21 protein-coding genes and 1 tRNA gene are annotated in these 23,461 nt (G+C 32.6%); 13 read left to right on the top strand and 9 right to left on the bottom strand.

What is annotated here, in order from left to right; all coding sequences use genetic code 11:
• Positions 1 to 22: 22 nt before the first annotated feature.
• On the bottom strand, positions 23 to 1,744 hold the full coding sequence (locus E9099_RS19680) for a WYL domain-containing protein (protein ID WP_136583055.1): 1,722 nt from the start codon (positions 1,742 to 1,744) through the stop codon (positions 23 to 25).
• Between the two features lie 92 nt (positions 1,745 to 1,836).
• Between E9099_RS19680 and E9099_RS19170 the strand changes: the two genes are divergently transcribed.
• The 13 genes from E9099_RS19170 (at position 1,837) to E9099_RS07470 (ending at position 15,137) form a co-directional block, all read left to right on the top strand.
• Positions 1,837 to 2,013: a hypothetical protein gene (locus E9099_RS19170; protein ID WP_168800726.1), complete on the top strand. Its 177-nt coding sequence runs from the start codon at positions 1,837 to 1,839 to the stop codon at positions 2,011 to 2,013.
• 1,110 nt (positions 2,014 to 3,123) lie between these two features.
• Positions 3,124 to 3,813: a hypothetical protein gene (locus E9099_RS07525; RefSeq protein WP_136583054.1), complete on the top strand. Its 690-nt coding sequence runs from the start codon at positions 3,124 to 3,126 to the stop codon at positions 3,811 to 3,813.
• Positions 3,798 to 5,189: an RtcB family protein gene (locus E9099_RS07520; RefSeq protein ID WP_136583053.1), complete on the top strand. Its 1,392-nt coding sequence runs from the start codon at positions 3,798 to 3,800 to the stop codon at positions 5,187 to 5,189. Before E9099_RS07525 ends, E9099_RS07520 begins: the two co-directional genes overlap by 16 nt.
• A 103-nt stretch (positions 5,190 to 5,292) precedes the next feature.
• Positions 5,293 to 5,847, top strand: a complete 555-nt coding sequence (locus tag E9099_RS07515) for a hypothetical protein (protein WP_136583052.1) — start codon at positions 5,293 to 5,295, stop codon at positions 5,845 to 5,847.
• 108 nt (positions 5,848 to 5,955) lie between these two features.
• Entirely contained in the window at positions 5,956 to 6,897 is a 942-nt protein-coding gene (locus tag E9099_RS07510; protein WP_136583051.1) for a C45 family autoproteolytic acyltransferase/hydolase, read from the top strand.
• 4 nt (positions 6,898 to 6,901) lie between these two features.
• Complete coding sequence (gene prfH, locus E9099_RS07505) at positions 6,902 to 7,597, top strand: peptide chain release factor H (RefSeq protein ID WP_136583050.1); 696 nt, start codon at positions 6,902 to 6,904, stop codon at positions 7,595 to 7,597.
• A gap of 4 nt (positions 7,598 to 7,601) precedes the next feature.
• Positions 7,602 to 8,153 (top strand): hypothetical protein, encoded by a 552-nt coding sequence (locus E9099_RS07500; protein WP_136583049.1) that lies wholly within the window; start codon positions 7,602 to 7,604, stop codon positions 8,151 to 8,153.
• Positions 8,154 to 8,303: 150 nt separating this feature from the next.
• Positions 8,304 to 8,388 (top strand) — tRNA-Tyr (locus E9099_RS07495).
• Between the two features lie 677 nt (positions 8,389 to 9,065).
• Positions 9,066 to 10,166: a slipin family protein gene (locus tag E9099_RS07490; RefSeq protein WP_136583048.1), complete on the top strand. Its 1,101-nt coding sequence runs from the start codon at positions 9,066 to 9,068 to the stop codon at positions 10,164 to 10,166.
• A gap of 312 nt (positions 10,167 to 10,478) precedes the next feature.
• Positions 10,479 to 11,882, top strand: coding sequence for an RtcB family protein (locus E9099_RS07485; protein ID WP_136583047.1), 1,404 nt, complete (start codon positions 10,479 to 10,481; stop codon positions 11,880 to 11,882).
• A gap of 66 nt (positions 11,883 to 11,948) precedes the next feature.
• Positions 11,949 to 13,325, top strand: coding sequence for a CCA tRNA nucleotidyltransferase (locus E9099_RS07480; protein ID WP_136583046.1), 1,377 nt, complete (start codon positions 11,949 to 11,951; stop codon positions 13,323 to 13,325).
• Between the two features lie 7 nt (positions 13,326 to 13,332).
• Positions 13,333 to 14,079, top strand: coding sequence for a DNA polymerase beta superfamily protein (locus E9099_RS07475; RefSeq protein WP_136583045.1), 747 nt, complete (start codon positions 13,333 to 13,335; stop codon positions 14,077 to 14,079).
• Complete coding sequence (locus E9099_RS07470; protein ID WP_136583044.1) at positions 14,076 to 15,137, top strand: DNA polymerase beta superfamily protein; 1,062 nt, start codon at positions 14,076 to 14,078, stop codon at positions 15,135 to 15,137. Before E9099_RS07475 ends, E9099_RS07470 begins: the two co-directional genes overlap by 4 nt.
• Before the next feature lie 24 nt (positions 15,138 to 15,161).
• Here the strand turns inward: E9099_RS07470 and E9099_RS07465 are convergent, their stop codons facing one another.
• The 8 genes from E9099_RS07465 to accB all read right to left on the bottom strand — a co-directional run bounded on the left by E9099_RS07465 (position 15,162) and on the right by accB (position 23,449).
• Complete coding sequence (locus E9099_RS07465) at positions 15,162 to 15,623, bottom strand: 3-oxoacyl-ACP synthase (protein ID WP_136583043.1); 462 nt, start codon at positions 15,621 to 15,623, stop codon at positions 15,162 to 15,164.
• Entirely contained in the window at positions 15,616 to 16,299 is a 684-nt protein-coding gene (gene mtgA, locus E9099_RS07460) for a monofunctional biosynthetic peptidoglycan transglycosylase (RefSeq protein ID WP_136583042.1), read from the bottom strand. The genes E9099_RS07465 and mtgA overlap by 8 nt, the downstream gene beginning before the upstream one ends.
• Before the next feature lie 4 nt (positions 16,300 to 16,303).
• Positions 16,304 to 17,416: an NAD(P)/FAD-dependent oxidoreductase gene (locus E9099_RS07455; RefSeq protein ID WP_136583041.1), complete on the bottom strand. Its 1,113-nt coding sequence runs from the start codon at positions 17,414 to 17,416 to the stop codon at positions 16,304 to 16,306.
• Between the two features lie 22 nt (positions 17,417 to 17,438).
• Positions 17,439 to 18,791, bottom strand: a complete 1,353-nt coding sequence (locus E9099_RS07450) for a hypothetical protein (RefSeq protein ID WP_136583040.1) — start codon at positions 18,789 to 18,791, stop codon at positions 17,439 to 17,441.
• 6 nt (positions 18,792 to 18,797) lie between these two features.
• Positions 18,798 to 20,738, bottom strand: coding sequence for a hypothetical protein (locus E9099_RS07445; RefSeq protein WP_136583039.1), 1,941 nt, complete (start codon positions 20,736 to 20,738; stop codon positions 18,798 to 18,800).
• Positions 20,739 to 20,763: 25 nt separating this feature from the next.
• Positions 20,764 to 21,441 (bottom strand): hypothetical protein, encoded by a 678-nt coding sequence (locus tag E9099_RS07440; RefSeq protein WP_136583038.1) that lies wholly within the window; start codon positions 21,439 to 21,441, stop codon positions 20,764 to 20,766.
• Positions 21,442 to 21,531: 90 nt separating this feature from the next.
• A complete protein-coding gene (accC, locus tag E9099_RS07435) occupies positions 21,532 to 22,884 on the bottom strand; it encodes an acetyl-CoA carboxylase biotin carboxylase subunit (RefSeq protein WP_136583037.1) in 1,353 nt (450 codons plus the stop codon).
• Between the two features lie 85 nt (positions 22,885 to 22,969).
• Entirely contained in the window at positions 22,970 to 23,449 is a 480-nt protein-coding gene (gene accB, locus E9099_RS07430) for an acetyl-CoA carboxylase biotin carboxyl carrier protein (RefSeq protein ID WP_136583036.1), read from the bottom strand.
• Positions 23,450 to 23,461: the final 12 nt, after the last annotated feature.

Here is a 23,461-nt window from a genome sequence, read left to right as displayed (position 1 = left end):
TGATAATTTTAGTCAAAAGTAATTATAAATCCTCACGTTCCGCATATTCCAATCCATTAGGTAACTCAATAGACGAAAATTCTAAATGTAAAACACGTCTCCTGCTCTGTATTTTAGATTCTGAAGAGGCATGTAGCAATAATGGCTTTATCAATTGGACACCTCCAGAATTAACTTCACTTACAAAAGGAATCGAATTATTAGAAATCAGTTTAATCTCCTCATCAGTCAACCGCTTATTATGCGATCCAGGAATCACCTTTAAAGCGCCATTTTTTATAGTTGTATCATCCAAATGTATACGCATTGCAAATGTGTTTTTTGAAACAGCTTCCGGAGGGCAAACACTAATCACTCCTTTTTTATTAGTCCATGACTTAAACCCCTCAATTTCTACTTTTTCAGAAACATTTATAGGTACATCTTGATGCCAGTTAACATACCAATTGTCTTTTGGTGATTTATCAAAATAAATAGCTTTAGTTAAAAACATCGTTTTATCAATAGATTGAATTAACCTTTTAAAGCTTTTATTAAATAAAATCGCTTTTAATTCTGGCATCTTAAGCAACACCTCTCTCATCCCAAAACCAGCAACATTATTTTCTTTTATATAAATATCAAATTTGGCTTTCAGTTTTCTAATATCTCTTTTTGTGTACACATGATTTAAAATTCCAAAACCTTTTTGCTCTAATCGTTTTCCAATAGTCCTTAAATTTTTATCACTAATTTCTGTTTCATAAGCATCTACTGCATCATACAAACGCTCTTTTATATTTCGTTTTAAACGCTCTGGTGTTATTACTTTTAAACCTTCTCCAAAACCTAAAATTTCTTTCTCCAATTCAAAATTAAGCTGAACATCTAAAGCGATAGTCACACCATAGTTATCACGACTAATTTCTTTTTGAGAATGATGAAAAGGTTTAGTCAATACATAAGGGGCTTGTTTATGATTTACATATAACAACACCTGCTCAGGCTCCAAATTTGGACTAACCGAAACACCAATAGTATCTTTATAATACGTCTCTGAGTTAAAACTACTATCTAAAACAAAGGGGTTGTCGCTTGTGTTTATAGTAATTATACGATCTAGCGCCAAATTCATTATCCCTTCATTTTTTTGTCGTCTCCCTATAATAAACCAACGGTTTCTAAACTCTTTTAATAAGTATGGATAAAAAACAAACGTGTTTTCTTTACGGGCTTTAAAAGACTGATACGTGATTTCTATAGTTTGTTTTTTAAGAATAAACTGATACAATTTATCCAAAAACTGAAGCCCTTTAAGGTTTTCATTTTTTTCAAAATCTATCAACGATTTCTCATGCGTTTTTTGAGTATACACATGGTTTTCTAATTTTTGAACCATACTTCCTAATTCGCTAAAATGCGAAAAACCTTGGAATTGTTTTAAAAACGACACGGCTTCAGATAATTTACTTAAATCTTGATTAGAAATTGGGCTATTTGTAATACTATAATCCTCAATATCATATTTATAATACTTTCTATTGTAAACCACAATTGGAGCATTATAGCCTAATTTATCACTACGCATCATCTGTAAGTCTAATTGCACTGTACGTTTACTAACATCGACATCTTTACCTTCATATTCAAATAGCGCATCAGAAACAGCTTCAATTAAATCGCTAAGCGTCCATTGCCTAAAGTTATTTTGAAGGCATTTATCTATGGTTTTGTAGCGGATTAATGCGTTTTTATTTACAGCCATGTTATTAAAATTTGAAACTAATTTATACTAAAAAAAGGAGTGCGCAAAAAGATTGAGTATTAAGGACTAATATTTGATAGAAATTAGAAACAATGGAAGCTTTAAAATTAAAAATATTTGATGTTTTAACTGAAAAAATAACCGTTTCGGAATTTGAAAATTGGTTATATTCTTCGGAATATATAAACCAAAAAATCAAAGGTGATTCTTTGTTTTTTAATGTTGTTAACATTAATTACAGAGAAGATAAATCAATAAAAGAGTTATAAGAAATAGCTTCTGAAATTTTTTCAGAAGAAGAATTATTAGTTTTTAGATTATTACGCAATTGTTTAAAAATAGCAAACTCCGAGACTACAGAATATTTTAAAACATATGTTTTAAATATTATTATTGATTTTGACTTTGACAATGATTTAGATGCCTTTTGGGAATTTTATGACATTTATTATTCCTTTGATGGTTATGATTATTGTGAATTTGAAAATATCGATCTTCATAAGACTAATAATAAAACGAAAAAGCTTGCGATTTCAGTAATTGATAAAGTTGCAAACTTTAAAAACATTGAGGATATAGTAAATGTTTTTAAACAGAAAAAAGAAGAAGTTTTAGATAAAAAAACAGTTTTAAAACCAAAATTAAAAAGCCAAAAAACTACGGAAATACATCAAAAAACAACCTTTAAACAAAAATTCCTTGCTTTTTTCAAAAAAATATAATACTTCGTATTATGCAAGCAAATTTTCAAAAAAAATAAAAATAAATTTTGTAAAGTCGAAAAATAATCTAAATATTTGCACTCAGGAAATAGCAATTCCAAACAAATACTAAAAATCAATTATTAACAAAACACGAGGCTATGTATATATTCATATCAAATCAAAATCGTCCAAAAGGTATTCTGCCTTTTATCGTGCTTCGTGAGTATTTTAGTTAATACATCTTTTCAAATTATAAATGAAAAACCCGAAGCAATTTAAAAACTGTTTCGGGTTTTTTATTTCCAGTCCAACCAGTTAACATTTAATTTTATTACTAAAGAAAATAATGTTTTTTTCTTTATGTAAAGAAGAAAAATAAAACATAACCTTAGTTATGGTTTCTTTTTATCCTGAAAGAGAAAGGAAAAAAGGGTGTTTTATAGTGATTAAATTAAGTATTAACTAGTCTAAAGCAAGCCTGCTAAAACATTATCCAAAACAGTAGTAAACACAACCAGAATTACATTTTGCTCGTAGTCGACACGTATCAGAATGTATTTCAAAAAAAACAAATTTAAAAATGAAACACACGTATTCAATTTAAGCACAGATTCCAAATTGGGAGTAATTACAGGAATCATTTAAAACAGACAAAACCAATGAGAAAAATGTCTAATGAAACCAGTAAACATAAAAACAACGCGACAAAAAGAAGTGCGTCGTTTAAGGAAAAGACAAAGTAAAATTAGGACACTAAATCGCGACTTAGGCTATATAGAATTAGATAAACCTATACGTCACGGTTGGTACAAAGAAATTATTATAACAGAAAAAGCAGATAGATACAAAAACAAAGCTGCAATTCTGGAAATTTATGATAAAACCGAAAGGTATTATTGGGGGAGAACAAAAGAAAAAGCTGAGAAAAAATGGCTTGATCAAACCTCAAAACATCTTATTTACAATGACTTTCCAACAATAAGCAAAAAGCAGTTTAATAAATTAAGTTTTAAAGCACAGTGCCTATGTACTGCGTTTCAATTTCGAAACAATTTTAAAAAACTAAAGATTAGATTTTATATACGTCTTCCAAAAGGCGCCTATAGAATTAAACACGCAAGAGCTTATATAACGCATAGAAAACGTATAGACCCTTTACTAGACAGTGAATGGGATCTAATCGCACAACAATTAGAAAAACCGGAATATTATACTATTGCCAAATCCTACTATAAATATAGAGATAACTGGCATTTATCAGAGTATAAACAGAAAAAATTACAAACAAAGAAACATCTAAAAGCGCTAAAAAAGCACAACCTTAAAGATGTTATAAACGACACCATATTATGGGAAAGAAATTAAGCGGAAAAGACTTAATCAAATTAGGCTTTCCAAAAAACAATAGTATTAACGTGACTTTAGGTCAAATTAATCGCTATCAAAAACGCGTAAAGAAAGAACGCATATTAGAAGACGCAAAAAAAGTATTATTACATCCAGAAAATTATAAAGGTGATGGCATTTGGGGAAAAATAGCAGAAAGCCTGCTAGACCCAGTAAACGTAACAAAGCAAAAATTAAACACACATCGTGTGCCCTTTCAAATTTATGGAGAGCATGAGATTGACGACCAAGCAAAATACCAATTGTACGATGCTTTAAAACTACCTATTGCAGTTGCCGGCGCTTTAATGCCCGATGCTCATGTGGGTTATGGCTTACCAATTGGTGGTGTTTTAGCAACAAAAAATGCCGTTATTCCTTATGGAGTAGGTGTAGATATTGGCTGCAGAATGTGTTTAACTATTTATCCAGTAAAAACCTCTTATTTAAAAGGCAAACAACATCAATTGGAGACTATTTTATCCGAACACACAAAGTTTGGAATGTACGAAACGCATAATACAAAACACGATGATCCTATTTTTGAACGTGACGAATTTAAAACCATTCCGTTAGTAAAACGTTTAAAAGACAAAGCCTTTAAGCAATTAGGAACCTCTGGCGGAGGGAATCATTTTGTAGAGTTTGGAGAGGTAAGTATTACAGATGTTAATAACGAATGGGATTTACCTTTAGGAGAATACCTAGGTGTTTTATCACATAGTGGTTCTCGTGGTTTAGGTGCCAACATTGCTAAACACTATACGTATTTAGCAACAAAGCAATGTCCTTTACCAAAACATGTGCAACATTTAGCCTGGCTAGACTTAAATACACACGACGGACAAGAATACTGGTTAGCTATGAATTTAGCTGGAGATTATGCACAAGCATGCCATGACAACATTCATAAACGAATAGCCAAATTATTGGGAGAAAGACCGATTGCCAAAATAGCCAATCATCACAATTTTGCTTGGAAAGAAAACGTGAACGGAGAAGAATGTATAGTCCACAGAAAAGGAGCAACACCAGCTAAAAAGGGAGCGCTAGGTATTATTCCTGGATCTATGACAGCACCAGGGTTTATAGTACGAGGCCTAGGTAATAAAGACAGCTTACAATCGGCATCGCATGGTGCGGGCAGACTATTATCTAGACGACAATGTAAAATGACATTAACACAAAGTGCCGTAAAAAAAGAATTACAAAAACACGACGTCTCTTTAATTGGCGGTGGTATTGACGAAGCTCCAATGGCTTATAAAAACATTGAAACCGTCATGCAAAACCAATTAGAACTAGTGGAAGTCGTTGGCAAGTTTACGCCTAAAATTGTAAGAATGGCAAGGTAATAAACGTTGGGCGTTACCTAAAAAGGTCGGGCTCTCGGCAGTCGCTCTCTGCGAGGAGCTTCAACAAATGCCTCCATCCCTAACGCAAAAAAAACAGAAAACAATGGGACAAAATCATAACATAAAAAGATACGGAGAACAATGGCCAAGCTATAGAATAAATCAAGGTTTGGACATTTTAAATAAATTAAAAACATGGGTTATAATTTCTGGAGGTTGGGCATGGCATTTTATGTCACCAGAAGATCATACAGAATATAAACATGCACACGACCATAAGGATATAGACATTTTTGTAAACCCTAAAAATGTAGCAGAAGTAATGGTAATATTAGCTAAAGATGGTTTCGAAAAAGTCTGGACAAGATACGACCACATGCCAAGTAATGAAAATTTTAGACGCTACGAGAAGTTAGATTGGTTAGATAATGGGAAGCAAGTCAGAGTGACAATAGATTTTTTCGAATCTAGTACTGTTGAAACTATTACGGTAAACGGTTGGACATTAGTCGAACCTAAAACCTTATTAAGCTACTACTCTAATATTCATTCTAGCGATAAATGTTGGGCAGTCAAAGCAGCACTGCAATTAATTGAAAAAGGAAAAAATCCTGTAGGCAGTGCTTTATTATCTAAAAATCCTTTAGAAAAAGTATAGTAAAAATATTAGGGTGTTCCTCTAAAAAGAAACAGACAAGCATGCGCTTTGGTATGACTTAGCGCGTCCGTTTTAAGTTAGAGCATTACTCTCAAAAAAATTGATATAATGGAACGAATAAAAATAAATTTAGATCTAGCCCCTTCAGAAAGATGGAAAAACCTAAAAAAATTTAAAGAACAAATCAACAGTCTTTATAAATACTATTTAGAAGATTTAAGCGACACAGGTATTTTTGAAACCTATATAGAAACATATAAAACAAACTTTATAACCTCATCTTATAGAGATGAAATTAAATCTATTGAGGAATTTTGTGACTTTACAGAAAATCAAATATTAATAACAAACCTCTATTATGATGCTTTGAAGTTTGTATTCGGTTGTACAGCATTTTGTGTTACAAACGCTAAAGAAAGACTACACGCTAGAAATTTAGATTGGTGGACAGAAAATAACATTTTAGGCAAGTATACTAAGATTTTTGATTTTGAAGAAAACGGAAAAACAGTGTATTCTCTTGTTGGTTGGCCAGGTTTTGTAGGCGCGCTTTCAGGCGTAAAAAAAGGCGCATTCTCTATTACGCTAAATGCCGTTTTAAGTAATGAATCGCCACAATTTGCAATTCCAATCACATTTTTAATTAGAGATGTTCTAGAAAAAGCAAAAACATTTAGCCAAGCCGTTAAAATACTATCCGAAACAACAATCGCATCAGACTGTCTATTAATGGTAGTAGGAGCAAATGACAATGAAAATGTGGTAATAGAAAGAACACCAACAACATTTTCGATTCGTAAACCTCTAGATAATAGTTTAATTGTGACTAACGAGTATTTATCATTAACAGATAACAAACTAACACAAGACACCTTGCAATTAACAGCATTTGGGAGACATATTAGAGTCAAACAGTTATTAGACAAAGAGACTCCAAAGGCTACGCAAGACTATTTTAACATCCTATCGGACAGCAAAGTAAAAATGGACATTACAGTACAACAAATGGTACTAAATCCTAAGAGTGGAGAAATCCATTTAAAAATTTAAAAAAATGAAAACTAAAATAATACAAATAACCTCAGGTCGGGGACCAGCAGAATGCTGTTGGGTTGTGGCTCAAGTTCTAAAACATTTTTTAGAAGCTGTAAAGCAGAATGGTATTGATTCTAAAATATTACAAAGAGAAAAAGGCATTGAAAACATGACATTACAATCTGTCACTGTTCAATTAAAAGCAAAAACTCTAGATCAATTTTTAAATCAATGGATTGGCACAATACAGTGGGTAGGTGTTTCAAAGTTTAGACCACAACACAAACGTAAAAATTGGTTTGTCGCTTTAAATGAAATAGAACAGAAGCAACACTTTGAAATTAATGAAAACGATATTTCATATCAAGCCACAAGAAGTTCTGGACCAGGAGGACAACATGTAAACAAAGTGAGCTCGGCTATTAGAGCTATTCACGAACCAACTAAAACACAAGTATTAGTTATGGACAGTCGCTCGCAACATCAAAACAAAAAAATAGCAAAAATACGTTTACAAGAAAAAGTTGCAGAAATACAATTGCAAATGCTAAAATCGAACATTAAAAATCAATGGGAGAACCACTTAAACATAGTACGCGGTAATCCAATACAAGTTTTTAAAGGATCCGATTTTAAAAAAAACACAATTATAAAAACGTATAAAAAACAACGTAATACACTAAAAAGTGAATTGCGAGAACAATTAAACAACTAAAACAATGGACACAAACTTGTTAAACAACTACGTGCTTAAAGCTATAGACGCTTATCCATATGAGTTAGAAGAAACCGTAGAAAATTTAAATTATGCCTTGTCTTACGAAAGCAATAACGCTTATGCCTTATACTTAATGGCGCGTTTGCAAGCAGAGCAATTTGGAGACTACGAAAAAGCCAAGCACTATTATGCGGAAGCGTTAGCTAATAAAATGGATTTTCAGAAAGCATACCCAAGATACATACAAGTATTACTGAATAACGAAGACTTAGAGGAAGCCAAAAAACTAATTGATTTTGCCTTAACCATAAAAGGCATTGACAAAGGTGCTATTTGGGAGAAACAAGCTCAGATTTTTGAAATAAAACAAGAGTACAAAGCAGCAATTAAAACACTAAAAAAAGCAAAACTATTTGGATTTAACAATGACTTTATAAGCTATATAGATTCTGAGATTTTAAGAAATAAAAACAAACTAAAATCTAAGCAGAAGCCATCCAAACTTAAAGCGAAGAAAAAAAAGTGTAGAAAAAAGAAGAAAAAAACAAATTAAATCAAACTACGCAAAAACATTGCGCAATAGACTATAATATTTGCAGTGTAATTAAAAGGAAGTCTTTTGGAATCAGACTTTAAAAGAAGTTGCTCCACCAGACAAGGACGCTGGTGGAGCTTATTAAAAGTTCTTTAAAATATTAAAATTGGAAGTATTGAGCAATTGGTTGGCTCGCGAGACTGTAACTCTCGTTTCTTAATTGAACATGTAGGTTCGAGTCCTACTACTTCCACATCAAGCAGGTCTTGTTACGTGTTTCAGTATAACACTATTGTATAAATCCTTGCGGTTTCGCATCAGGTTTTTATATCCAACTTGACTTGAAGGCTTTCGGTTATTTAGCCAAATAAATAATCTCCTCTATGTACGCAGGTTCGAATCCTGCCTTCATTAAGTTGAAGTAGCTAAGTCCGGTTAAGCAATAGAAACAATCGCAGGTTCGAATCCTGCCAAGATCAAAATGATCTTGTGGTCGAGCGGTCAAAGACAATGGACTCACACTCCATTATTTCACGAAGAAGGTCACTTATAAAAATCGACCACTAAGTGTGTCTCACTTAAAAAGGCAAAAAACAAAGTAAAGGCGAACTCGCTAAAACAACGTGTTGTTGCAGCAGTCCGGAAAACACCTTGAAATACACATGTATTTTTAGATGCCTTAGGTATTCTTTTAAAGACTCATTAGTTAAAAAAAGGTTTGAAAATTATTCAAATTACAATTAACTAATCTTCAATAAAACGCTGCTTAAATCACTTCAAATCAATTGTGCTTCCGTAGTTAAAAGGATGGTTTGCTTTTGCTTTGTTTTAATAAAGGATAGTCATTTCAGCTTGACTGAAATTCTATTATAAATGATTAATAGTTCTGCAATAAAAACAAAAACAACAGAACATTAAAAACAAAATAAGATGAAAAGAGTAAGAATTCATGCAGGAAAAGTAGGTTTAGTATTTAAAAACGGTGATTACAAACGTATTATCACCCAAGGATCACATTGGTTAAAGTTTAATGAACATGTAATAGTTTATAGCTTAGACCTGGCCTTTAATACACCAACAGCATTGGAGATTTTACTTAAAGATCAAACATTAGCAGCTATGTTGCACGTCATTAATGTAGAAGACAATCAAATGGTATTAGTGTATAGTAATAATAACTTTAAAAACGTATTAACAGCAGGACGACACACCTTTTGGAAAGACTTAATCCACTATAAATTTATCACTGTAGATTTAAGCGATATTATTATTCCAGAAACAATAAACAAAGCCTTATACACCAACAATGCTTTGCGTCCATACATTCGTACGTTTGAGGTTGCTGCACATGAAAAAGCAGTTTTAATTATTGATGACACGTTTGACAAAATTTTAGATCATGGTACATACCATTACTGGAGAAACAATCAAACTATTAAAATAGCGAAAGCAGATTTACGTCAATTACAATTAGAAGTTGCAGGTCAAGAGTTATTAACCAAAGACAAAGCCACAGTGCGCATTAATTTTTACGCGCAGTACAAAGTTACAGATATCGAAACGGCTTTATTGCATAACAAAGATTACGAAAAACAATTGTACAGCAACTTGCAATTAGCATTAAGGTCTTTTATCGGAGCCTACACTTTAGACGAGTTGTTAGACCAAAAAGACAACATCGCAAAATCAGTATTAGAAGATGTCCAAACACAAGCACAAAAGTTAGGTGTAACCGTTTTACATGCAGGTTTAAGAGATGTAATTTTACCAGGAGACATGAAAGAAATCATGAACCAAGTCTTAATCGCTCAGAAAAAAGCGCAAGCCAATGTGGTCACAAGACGAGAAGAAACCGCGTCTACACGTAGCTTGTTAAACACTGCAAAATTAATGGAAGACAACAGCATGTTGTTTAAATTAAAAGAAATGGAGTATGTAGAGAAAATTGCTGATAAAATTGGAGAAATTACAGTGGCTGGAAACGGTAACGTAATCGAGCAATTAAAAGATATTTTTTCAGTGAATAAGTAAGCTTATGGCGTATCCCAAACCAAAAAAAAGGTTTGGGTCGCGCTTTCCGCTATATCTTTTTAAAACGTCATTGCGAGGACAAAGTACGTGGCAATCTGCCAAATTCTAGTTCTTAACAATGTTAAGTTTTATATGGTTTTAAAAAGGATGCCGCATCAATCCCTTACGCGATACATATTTACTAACAGTAGCTATTATTCTGAACTTGACTCATAATCAAATAAATACAGTTTTAGAAAACAAAAAACAACTACGCAAAAACATCGCGTATTACACTATCATATTTGTAGTGTCATTAAGAAATTAGAAAACATGAACACAAAAATAACAGGAAACCACTTATTAGAATTAGGTTTCAGACAAGGAAAATGGATGAAAGACGCCATCAAACATATTAACGAAAACAACTTAGAAGACATCGAAATGATGACGTATTTAGAGCAATTTAAATCGCCAGACCCTATCGCATTACATAAAAGTCCAATAGATTTTTCTATAAACATTAAAGCAGAAAACGAAGAAGAAAAAGACAATGTTGCCAAAGTGGTAAACTCCATGCAAACCTTAATGAAAACACCAACATTAGTCGATGGTGCCATCATGCCAGATGCTTGTCCTGCAGGTCCAGACGGAACCATTCCCGTTGGTGGTGTTGCAGTTGCAAAAAACGCGATTCACCCAGGCATGCATAGCGCAGATATTTGCTGCTCTGTCATGTTAACAGATTTTGGTAAAGCAGATCCAAAAGACGTTTTAGATGCCGCACATGCAAATACACATTTTGGTCCAGGTGGAAGAGATAGAGATTCGCAATTTAGATTCCCTAAAGCATTATTAGAAGCTTTTGAAGCTAACTATTTCTTAAACGATGGAAATATGTTGCAAATAGCAAGATCACATTTAGGAACGCAAGGCGATGGTAACCATTTTTTATTTGTTGGTAAATCTAAAAAAACAGGAAACACCATGATGATTACGCACCATGGATCAAGAGGTCCAGGCGCAAGATTATATACAAAAGGTATGAAGGTTGCCGAACGTTTTAGAAAAGAATTATCGCCAGAAACAATGAAACAAAATGCATGGATTCCTTTCGAAACAGAAGAAGGACAGCGTTATTGGGAAGCTTTACAAGTAATAAGAGACTGGACCAAATTAAATCATGAAGTGATTCATAATGCTGTAGCAGAAACGTTAGCTATTACTATTGAAAACAGGTATTGGAACGAGCATAATTTCGTTTTTAAATCGGGTGATTTGTTTTACCACGCCAAAGGTGCAACCCCTTTAGATGCCAAGTTTATGCCTGATATTACAGGACCAAGGTTAATCCCTTTAAACATGGGAGAACCTGTTTTAATTGTTGAAGGTAACACCACAGCAACCAATTTAGGATTTGCACCTCATGGAGCCGGTAGAAATGTAAGTAGAACGCAGCATAGAAAAAGTAAAACAGGAACCACCATGCAAATCTTTAAAGAAGAAACTAAAGGTTTAGATATTAGATTTTTCTCAAAGGAAATTGATATCACCGAGTTGCCAAGTGCCTATAAAAATGCACAAGCCGTAAGAACACAAATGGACGAATTTAATCTTGGTAAAGTCATTGACGAAGTGATGCCTTACGGTTGTATTATGGCTGGAGATTTTCAGAAAAATGCACCGTGGAAAATTAAGAGAGATAAGAAAAGAGCTAGAAATAAAAGCAAACCTTAAAAAGGAAAAAGCGGACCGACTTAGGTTGGTCCGCTTTTTTATATTACAAAAAAGTACATTTATATAATGGAAAATAGAATATTAAAAATGCAATCAGAAGTATTTAAAGATAAAATATTTCAATCATTACTTCAAACAATAGAGGCACAAAAAGGAGTAGCCATGTTAATTGGAGGCGCTGTTATTGATAGTATTCAAGGATCACCTTTAAAAGATATAGATATCGAAGTATACGGTTTGTCTTATACGCAATTAGTGTTTTTAGTTAAAGATTTAGACCTGCCATGTAATTTAGTTGGGAAATCTTTTGGAGTTATCAAAACAACAATCCACAATATAGAAATAGACATTTCTGTTCCTAGAAGAGAAAATAAAATTGGCATTGGACATAAAGGATTTGAAATTGAATTAGATGAAAAAATGACACCCAAGCAAGCAGGCAAAAGAAGAGATCTTACGATAAATAGCATGTACCAAAACTTACATAATGGTCAAATAATTGACCCTTATAACGGATTAAAAGATTTAAAAGCAGGCATTATTCAAGCTACCGATAAAGACACATTTATAGAAGATCCATTACGAGTCCTACGTATTATGCAATTGTTACCAAGAAAAGGGAAACAAGTCGCAAAAGAGACAATGGCTTTGTGTCAATCTATGATAAACACTTTTACCGAGTTACCTAAAGAGCGTGTTTTTGTAGAATGGGAAAAACTATTATTAAAAGCAAACAAACCCTCTGTGGGCTTAGCGTTTTTAAAAGATTCCGGTTGGTTAATTCATTTTCCAGAATTAAAGAACCTTATCAATTGCCCACAAAACCCCGTTTGGCATCCAGAAGGAGACGTATGGATTCATACAAATATGGTTTTAGACAATGCAGCAAAATTAAGACCTTTAATTCCTGAGGATTGGAAACTTGCGTATATGTTTGGTGCTTTATTACATGATGTTGGAAAACCATCAACGACAACATCTGACCTAAAAGCTTATGGTCATGATACAGCAGGAATTAATATTTCTGAACAGTTTTTAAAACGAATGACTGACGATAAAAAATTAATTGAAAAAGTAACAACTATTGTTGGTCTACACATGAGGCCTGCTCAATTATTTAGTTCCAAAGCAAAAGAACCTGCTTGGAAACGATTACATAATAAATGCCGATTAGATATTTTAGGATGGCAAAGCAAAGCAGACTCTGCAGGTAGAACAGGTAAAGATGTTATCTTAGATGCACATGATGCTTCTGAAAAATGTTTTGAGCTATTTGATAAATTTGGAGAAACTAGAATCCAACCTTTAGTCTTAGGACGTGACTTAATTACACTAGGTATACAGCCTTCAGAAAAGTTTAAAACAATTTTAGAAGCCTGTTATGAAAAACAATTAAATGGATATAATAAAGAAGACATTATTAAATCTATAAGATCAAATTAACGACATTATGAAAACGAAAATATTAGAAAAACTTTCTGAAATAGAGAAAGAAAAAGATATAGAAATACTATTTGCAGCGGAGTCCGGAAGTAGAGCTTGGGGTTTTGAATCGCCAGATTCAGATTATGACATAAGGTTTGTATATAAACATAAAAAAGAGTGGTATCTAAATCTTTGGGAACAAAAAGATACCATTCAATTTATGACAGAAGACGACTTAGATGGCTCTGGTTGGGAATTTAAAAAAGCATTAAAGCTGTTAGCAAAGTCTAATGCGTCTTTTTTAGGATGGTTATATTCACCTATAATCTACAAAGCTAATGATGGTTTTCTAGAAGACATTAAAACCTTAGCGAAAGATAATTTTAATCCAGTAGCAGGTTTTTATCACTACCACAGCATGAGTAAAGGTTTCGAAGAGACTTTAGACACTGATAAAATGACGCTTAAAAGCTTTTTCTATGCCATTAGAACAGCATTATGTGCTAATTGGATTTACAAAAATGGAACAATTCCACCAGTATTATTTACAGAATTGTATTCAATAATTGATAAAAAACACCACACTATTTTGAATGATTTAATTCATTTAAAAAGCAAGCATATTGAAAAGAGTACAGAACCTGTTAACAACACTTTAATTAAATTAGTTAGAGCTATTGTGGCAGAAAATAACAGCATAAAAAATGAATTAGCAAACAAAAAATCTAATCCTGAAGAGTTTAATGCATTCTTCTTAAAAACAATACAATGACCATTGAACAACTAAAAAAGTCAGGATCGATAATATTTGAAAGTATTAGTGGTAGTAGAGCTTACGGCTTAGACACTGCCACTTCTGATACTGATATACGAGGTGTATTTATACTACCAAAGGAGCACTATTACTCATTAAATTATATTAGTCAAATCAATAACGAGACTAATGACATAACTTATTACGAGTTAAATAAGTTTTTAGAATTACTCTCCAAAAACAATCCAAATATAATGGAATTATTAAATATGCCTGACCAATGCATACTTTACAAACACCCCATATTTGACACTATTAAAAAAGAACATTTTCTATCAAAACTTTGTAAAAACACATTTGCTAATTATGCTTTTACGCAAATAAAAAAAGCAAGAGGTTTAAATAAGAAAATTGTAAATCCAGTAGCAAAAGAACGAAAATCTGTGGAAGACTTTTGTTATGTTAGAGACGGTAAGCAGTCTGTTTTATTTAATAATTTTGTTAGCAAAAACACTTTAGATTTAAATTCATTTGGCCTAGCAAAGCTTCCTCACATGAAAGATTGCTACAATCTTTTTTATAACAAAAGTTTAAACTATAAAGGTATTGCTAGAGCAAATGCAAACGAGGTGTGTTTGAGTCCTGTTCCAAAGTCAGAACTCCCTATTGCAGTTTTATATTTTAATGTCAATGGGTATTCGACCTATTGTAAAAAGTATAAAGAGTATTGGGATTGGGTAGACAAAAGAAATGAAGAACGCTACAAAAGCAACATCTCTCATAGTAAGAATTATGATGCTAAAAACATGATGCATACGTTTAGGTTACTGCATATGGCACAAGAAATTGGCTTAGACAACAAAATTAATGTTAGACGATCTAATAGAGATTATTTGTTATCAATTAAAAATGCCGAATTTGAATATGACGAATTGGTTGAAAATGCCGAATCCATCAAAGAGAATCTAGATTTAATCTATGAAAAATCTAGCTTAATGGAAAAACCCAATTTCAACTTAGTTAATTCATTAGCATTTCAAATAAGAGACTCTTTTTATAATAACAAAGCAGAGTAACCTTGATTACCCTGCTTTGCTATTTTACAATACTTCAGTAATCACAAACTGTTGCTCTCTAAACACAATGGCATCCCCAATTGTTTTACCTAATATTAATTGTGCTATTGGCGTATTGGCAGCAATAGCATAAAATTTAGAATTATCAACCTCCAATTCTCCAACGCTAATCGCAATATAATAATTAGCCCTTGTTGTATATACAACACTTCCTAAACCAATGGTTTTAGACGTTTTTTCTATACTTATTTTAGCTAATAGCTGATTCACTTTCTGGATCTCAGCCAATTGTTTCCCTGCTTTCTCACGCTCTAGCTGTACCATGGCACGTCCCGTTTCATGCTTATCTCCGGCACTACTTTTTGTTTCAGAGGTTAAAGACTCTTGCAGTTCGTTTATCGTTTTATTAATTGTATCTAGTCTATTTTTAGTAAACCGAACACACTTACTATGCAATACTTGCTTTATATTATCGTCTTTATTCATCCTCCGTTTTATAATTTAAAGTACCGTGAAAATTCATCTGTTTCATTATCCAAATTTTTCTAGACGCTATATAGTTAGTCACAGGGTTTGCTTTATACTTTCTAGGATTAGGCAATATTGCGGCAATTGCAGATGCTTCTAATTTAGATAATTTGGACGCTGGTTTTTTAAACCAAAATTGTGCTGCCGATTCTGCGCCATACACACCATTGCCCATTTCTATACTATTTAAATAAACCTCAATAATGCGTTCTTTAGACCAAATAGATTCGATTAAAAAGGTAAAATAAACCTCTAACCCTTTGCGCAACCAACTCCGTTGTGGCCATAAAAATACATTCTTTGCGGTTTGTTGACTTATAGTACTACCACCCTTTATGCGCTTACCTTTTTTGTTGTCTTCATACGCTTTTTCAATTGCTTTTAAGTCGAAACCATTATGTTTTAAAAAACTCTGATCTTCACTACAAATGACTGCTAATTGTAAATTTTTACTAATATTTTCAACTGGCTCCCAATCATGTTTTAATATTTTAGGACTGTCTTTTTCAAAATATCTTATAACCATCAAAGGAGTAATAGGCACAGGAACCCATTTATATACGACTACCAATGCGACTGTAACAATTACAAACCACAGCATAATTTTGGCAAAAAACCGGACCACTCTCGACATGCTTCTATGTTATAAGATTTGCTAATTCCTCTCCTATCAAACTACCAATAGCAACCCCCATTCCGCCTAACCGTACACCACAAAACACATGATTACTAATTTGTTTTAAAACCGGTTTTTTTTGAGCACCAACGCCCATAATTCCGCTCCAGCGGTGCTCAACCTCAAACGGTATATTTGGCAAAATAGTCGTTTTTAAAAGCGTTTCTAATGTGTTTTGTACTAATGCCGTTTGACTCAACTCAGTGGTTTCTTCCGCTCTAAAATCAAGGTTTCGACCACCACCAAATAAGATTCGGTTATCGATGTTTCGGAAATAATAATACCCTTCATCTAAATGAAAGGTCCCTTTAATATGCAATCCTTTTATCGGTTTAGTAATTAACACTTGCGCCCTTGCCGGTTTTACTTCAGGAATATCTAAAGCAGAAGCAAAGCCATTGGTTGCAATTAATAATTTAGAAGTCGAAAAACTAAACTGACTAGTCTCCACTTTTACAGCATTAGCATCTTCCGAAAAATTAGTAACAGAAACGTTATTTAGTATTTTAATGCCATTTGAGAGCGCTTTTAGCAATAAACCCTCCATCATAAGTCCCGTATCTATTTGTCCCTCAAATTGATTAAAACAATACTGATTTTTAATGTTTTTAAAACCAAACGTATTTTCTTTTAAACTAAACACGTCAGCTTTAAAAATAGGTTTCAATAATGCATTAACAGCGTCTTTTTGCTCTAAACAAGCTTCAAATAAACTTGTGTTATCATTAAACAACTCATAACCGCCCCATTGTTGATAAGCTATCTTTTTATCACCCAAAGTAGTCCTTAATTTTTGCAAACCAGCCCTACGTTTTTTTACTAAGTTTAAAACATCTTCTTCTGAATGCATTTTAAGGTCATCAATAATTTCACTTAAACTCCCAAAACAGGCAAAGCCTGCATTTTTAGTACTTGCCCCTTGCGGTAAGGTTCCTTTTTCTAAAATTAAAATACTCGCTTTTGGAAACCGCTTCTTTAATTGTAACGCGCAATTTAAGCCTACAATGCCACTACCAACAATAGTATAATCTACATTGGTAAGCCATGATTTTATTTCCCAGTAACTTAATGTCATTTTAGTAAGGTACTAAATTTGTTTATTCTTTTGCATTAATAAAAAACTGAGCCAGCGCATTGATCTCTTTATTCTTTAATTGAACGAGACCGTCTATTGCAATGGTTTCATCCAAACTACGCGTTCCATTAACCTCTAAGGTTAAAAGCTTTTCTAAGTATGTATTTAACATAGGGACATAGTTTTGCTCTTGTAATTTTTTAAAATCAATATTTAAAGCCAATACATTTACATTTTCAAGATCTTCAGCCGTAACATCAGCCTTTAAATTTGTACTTGCAAATAGACCATTTTCAGTAGAATCTACTTTTAATTGATATAACGGAAATACCTCTTTATTTAGCCTTCCGTTACTAATTATTGCTTTGTTTTCTAAATACTTATATAGTTTTGAACCATCAGAAGTTACTTGAACATTAATTTCTGGCACTTCTTTTTCTACCGCTGTAAGCGTTTCTACTTTTTCAAAATCGTCATTATATTCATAGGAAATTATAGAGTCTATTTGCATCGTTGATTTTGCAACCTCTAATGCTAAATGTCCTTTATAATATGCATTTAAACTATCTGTATCTATAGTAAAATTATTGTGGTTTAGAGAAATATACTTAAGAGTGGATAATACGTTTAAATCAAGTGTTATACTAGCATCCTTTGAAAAACGAGTGCCTTTAAACGTTTTAGGCACATCTAAAAAGACGGGTAATACCACATTACCGTTTACCACAACTTGACCTGATTCAAAGTCCAAATCGATGGTATTATTTTTAGTCAAGTAATTAATATGGGAATTAGCCCCTTTTATCGCGGACCATTTAGGATCAGAGCTATCTAATGTTTTTCCATCATTCAATAAATCTACAAATACTTGATTAACATCTTCTTTATTAGGATTGTACACTACAACACATTGCTTATCATTAAAAGCAATCTGTATTTTTTCATCCTTGTTGAGACCTACTGTAAATCTTGATTTTACTTCAAACGCTGTAATATGAAATTTACTTTCAATATAATTTTTAAAATCTAAAGTGTCAGAAATTTTCAAGGATGTAAAAAGCGTCTTCTTAGAATATTCTTTAATTGTATATAAAAAAATGTTTGCAGGTATGGATACCCCTTTGCCATTGTCTTTTTCCTCTGTAACCGAATCTTTTTTAGTTTCTTTTTTTAAATAGAACGACGGATTTACAACCGCATTAAGCGCTATAGTCTGTAATATACCGTCGACTCTAACTTTTACAATATGATCTGCATTTTTGTGTATAACATCATGATAAGATACATAATCACGATACATCAAAAAACCTTTAAAAATTAAGAGCAGCACACTAATACTAATGGCTGCTCTTTTAATTATTTTCTTAATTCTCATCAATTATTACTTTGCCAATTTTTCAATAATGTTAAAAATGTATTTTAACGCATTGTCTTCTGTTGCTGGCACACCAATTACCATTTCTGTATTTACTGTATTCCCTTTTATTTTAGATGCTGTAACGTAAGCATCTTCAGAAGTGTTTAAAAACCATTCTAGTTTTCCACTTCTATCAAGTCCCATTTCTTCAATAGGCAACTGTGCTGCTAATTGCTCCGCACTTACAAATAAGGAGTAATTATTACTTAACATCCTTTTTTTATGATCAGAAGATACTTTAGCATCAAATGTTCCTGTTGCAATTTTTCTCATTTCAACTTTAGACGTTCCCAAAAACACAATATTATCTTTAATCATAAAGTGAATAGAAAAAGGACTTCGTGGTGCTTTAAACGTATAAAAACCATTATCAAAAGTTACCATTTCTTTTTTTGTAGTATAGCTAATCACTTTATTAAGAAGACTTGGATCCTCTGTTGATGCCATTAATAAAAAGTCAGGTAATGTTTCTGTTTTTGTTTTCTCTATTTCTACATACTCATAATCATCATTATACTCGTAACTCGTATAAGACACTTCTTGTTTAGAAATCCCTGATAATAAAAATAACATGTCGCCTTGAAGCACTTCAGAGACCGCTTCCTCATCTAGTAACAGTGAGAATAAATCTAATGCTAAAACAGCTTCTTCACCATAATAAGGCATGTTTTTGTATATAGATTTCATTAATTTAGGATACTCATCAAGCATCCCTTTTGTATCCATAGCAGAACTCATGTACCCTATCATTCTGTCCTCATTGACATAATTTAAAAACTTTTTATTAAGTTTTCTTGAGGTCATTTTTTTATAGCTTTTAGCCATATCGTCAGACATAATGTATGTTGAACTTAACATCATTTTATCATTTTCAAGAAACAATTTAGCATTCAAACCATTGTTTGCATACATTGCTCCCAAATCAAACCCTCCTAATTCATTAAAATACATTCTTGAAAATAAATTAGTATACAATTGACCAAAATCATTAATCCATAATGTCGCTTCCGCTTTGTCATCTAGACTTTTTAAATAAGATTTGTTTTTTAAGATACTACGATCAGCAGTTTGAGTTGCTATTTGCTTTGCTTTTAATAAAGACCAACTTTTAGACAAAGCTCTTTTAATTGTGTAATTATCGCTATAGGCGTCATAATAATTATAAGTACTATTGTTTTCGTTATAATCTTCTTCATAATCCTCAGTAGATTCAATAACAGTCTCTTCAATTTCTACTTCTTCATAAACCTCTTCTGTGTCGTCTACAATTGTTTCTTCTGCTTCACCTTCCATAATTTCTGTAGACTCCACAACAGTTTCTTCTACTTCGTAAGCGTCTCCAGCAGACTCTACGACTTCTGTAGCATAGCCCACTTCACTTTGCTCATAACCATCATTTTCTGATTGAAGGCCATGACGTTGCATCACCGTTTCGTCTTGAAAATACATATCATTGACCGTTCCTTCTACTACTATAAAAACAGAATCACTCCAAACAACACCTTCATTTTTATCCTTAAAAGTTCTTAATCCATTTTCATTAATAAATTCATTTCTACCTTCATCGTTAATGAAACTTTCAAACTTATTAACATCCTTTAGAGGCATAATAAAAGCATTATAAGTAATACTATCATTAGTCTGTAAAAAATAATGAGCCGAATTATTCAAATCGAAACCAAAATCTTCGATCGAGTTATTCTCTCTCCCTGATCTAGACAATTCTTTTAAAATTTCATTACCTATAAAAGAACTATTCATCTCTTCTATAGACATTAATTGTAATAAATTACTACCTTTAATAGTTGCAACTATAGAGGCATCACTTGGGATTTTTGACGATGTGTTTTGTGCAACTGCAAATACAGATACGCATAACATCATTGAACATACTAATTTTTTCATGGATTGATTAATTATTAATTAAGGGTTATTTTTTTAATTGAATTTGAGTACTAAAATTTCCTTTTCCATTAATAACATCTAATGCACTAACACGTTGCATCACTGCTTTTTTTGATTTAGAAACTTTAGCCTGTGGGTTGTTTTGAGAATTTACTTCTTTATCGAATCTATAAATTACGGTGTAAGAGGCATCATCAAACACCTTTTTATTCTCTGTTTTTAGTTTACTATATTCTTTTTTAACATCTGCAGAATAAACATATTTTCTTTTAAACGCACCTTTAGTATCATCAAAGAAATAAGATGAAATTACAGTTTTATTTTTTTGATTATTAGAAACCTGATTTGTAATTTTATTGATATTCTCCATTTTATTAAAATCGCATTTTACTGAAAACACAAAATTATCATAATCGGCTGTTTTCCTGATATTAGTAATACCTTCAGCCTTTTTTAATTCTGAAACAACATCTTCTAATCCTTTTTGAATATCTGCTCGAGAAGGCACTTTATACCCATTTATAGAATCTAGCAACATTATAGAGGCTAGTTTAGATTTACTTTGACTTAGATTAAACGTGTACGTCATTGTACCTGTACCATCGCTTTTAAGATCAATCTCTTCAATAATTTCAAAACACGAGGTTATTGTTATACAAATTATAAATAAAAGACAGTATTTAAACAGGTTACGTATTTTCATAATAGCTTTTTTTTGAACATCAAATATACAGAGGTTTTCTTTTATATATAAAAAAACTCCGAAAGAGATTTCGGAGTTTTAAATTATGTTTTATTCTTCTATTTGTTTTTCTATAATAAAATCTTCCATAAATTTAGTGGTATAGTTACCAGCTATATAATCTGGATGATCCATCAATTGTCGATGAAACGGAATTGTTGTTTTGATACCTTCGATAACAAACTCATCTAAAGCACGCTTCATTTTACTAATAGCCTCTTCACGTGTTTGCGCAGTTGTAATTAACTTAGCAATCATTGAATCGTAATTTGGAGGAATACTATAGCCTGCATAAACATGTGTATCTAATCTTACACCATGACCACCTGGAGCATGTAACGTTGTTATTCTTCCTGGTGACGGGCGAAAATCATTAAACGGATCTTCTGCGTTTATACGACATTCTATCGAGTGCAATTGTGGTAAATAATTTTTACCAGAAATTGGCACACCTGCAGCAACTAATATTTGCTCACGGATTAAGTCAAAATCAATCACTTGTTCAGTAATTGGGTGCTCTACTTGGATACGTGTATTCATTTCCATAAAGTAGAAATTTCTATGCTTATCTACTAAAAACTCAACTGTTCCTGCACCTTCGTATTTAATGTATTCTGCTGCTTTTACAGCTGCTTCACCCATTTTTTTACGTAATGCTGTTGTCATAAAAGGAGAAGGCACTTCTTCTGTTAACTTTTGATGACGACGTTGTATAGAACAATCTCTTTCTGATAAATGGCAGGCTTTTCCTGTACTATCTCCAACAATTTGGATTTCGATGTGACGTGGCTCTTCAATAAGTTTTTCCATGTACATGTCATCATTTCCAAAAGCAGCTTTAGATTCTGCACGAGCAGACTCCCAAGCGTTTTGCAAATCTTCTTCCTTCCAAACCGCACGCATTCCTTTACCACCACCACCGGCAGATGCTTTAAGCATTACTGGATAACCGGTTTCTTTAGCAACAATGATACAATCTTCAAAGGTTTCAATTATACCTTCACTTCCTGGAACAACAGGTACACCTGCAGCAATCATTGTTGCCTTAGCGTTAGCCTTATCTCCCATTCTGTTAATCATATCTTCTGAAGCACCAATAAATTTAATTTGGTGTTCTTCACAGATTTTGGAAAACTTAGCATTTTCAGATAAAAATCCATAACCTGGGTGTATCGCGTCAGCATTTGTAATTTCTGCTGCTGCAATAATATTAGACATTTTTAAATAGGACTCACTACTAGCTGCTGGTCCAATACAAACTGCTTCATCAGCAAATTTGACGTGTAAACTTTCAGCATCCGCAGTAGAGTATACTGCAACTGTCTTTATGCCCATTTCTTTACAGGTTCTGATCACACGTAATGCGATCTCTCCTCTATTGGCAATTAATACTTTTTTAAACATCTTTTTTAAATTAGATAATTAGACGATGGGATTATTCGATTTTAGAGCATTTGTTACAAATACTTTAATCTCTAATAATCTAAAATTAAGATGGGTCTACTAAAAATAATGGTTGATCAAACTCTACTGGAGAAGAATCGTCCACTAATATTTTAACGATTTTACCTGATACTTCAGATTCTATTTCGTTAAATAATTTCATAGCTTCGATAATACAAAGTACATCTCCTTCTGCTATAGTCTGTCCTACCTCTACAAACAATGGTTTGTCAGGAGATGGCTTTCTATAAAAAGTACCAATAATTGGAGACTTAACAGTAATATACTTTGAGTTTTCGTCCTCTACGGGAGTTGCTACCTCTGTTGCTACAGGAGCTACAGGTGCAGGTTGCATTGCTTGTTGCATTGGCATTTGACCTTGCATTGGCATATGCTGTACGTACGTCGTTTCTGTATCAGAACCCGTTCTGATTGTGATTTTAACGTCGTCAGTTTCTAATTTAACTTCACTTGCACCAGATTTGGCTACAAATTTAATTAAGTTTTGAATGTCTTTTAAATCCATAATTATAAGTTA

It is taken from the genome of Psychroserpens sp. NJDZ02 (assembly GCF_004843725.1).
Taxonomy (GTDB): Bacteria; Bacteroidota; Bacteroidia; order Flavobacteriales; family Flavobacteriaceae; genus Olleya.
The sequence above is the reverse complement of the archived record's forward strand: the minus strand, read 5'-3'. Positions and strand labels throughout refer to the sequence as shown.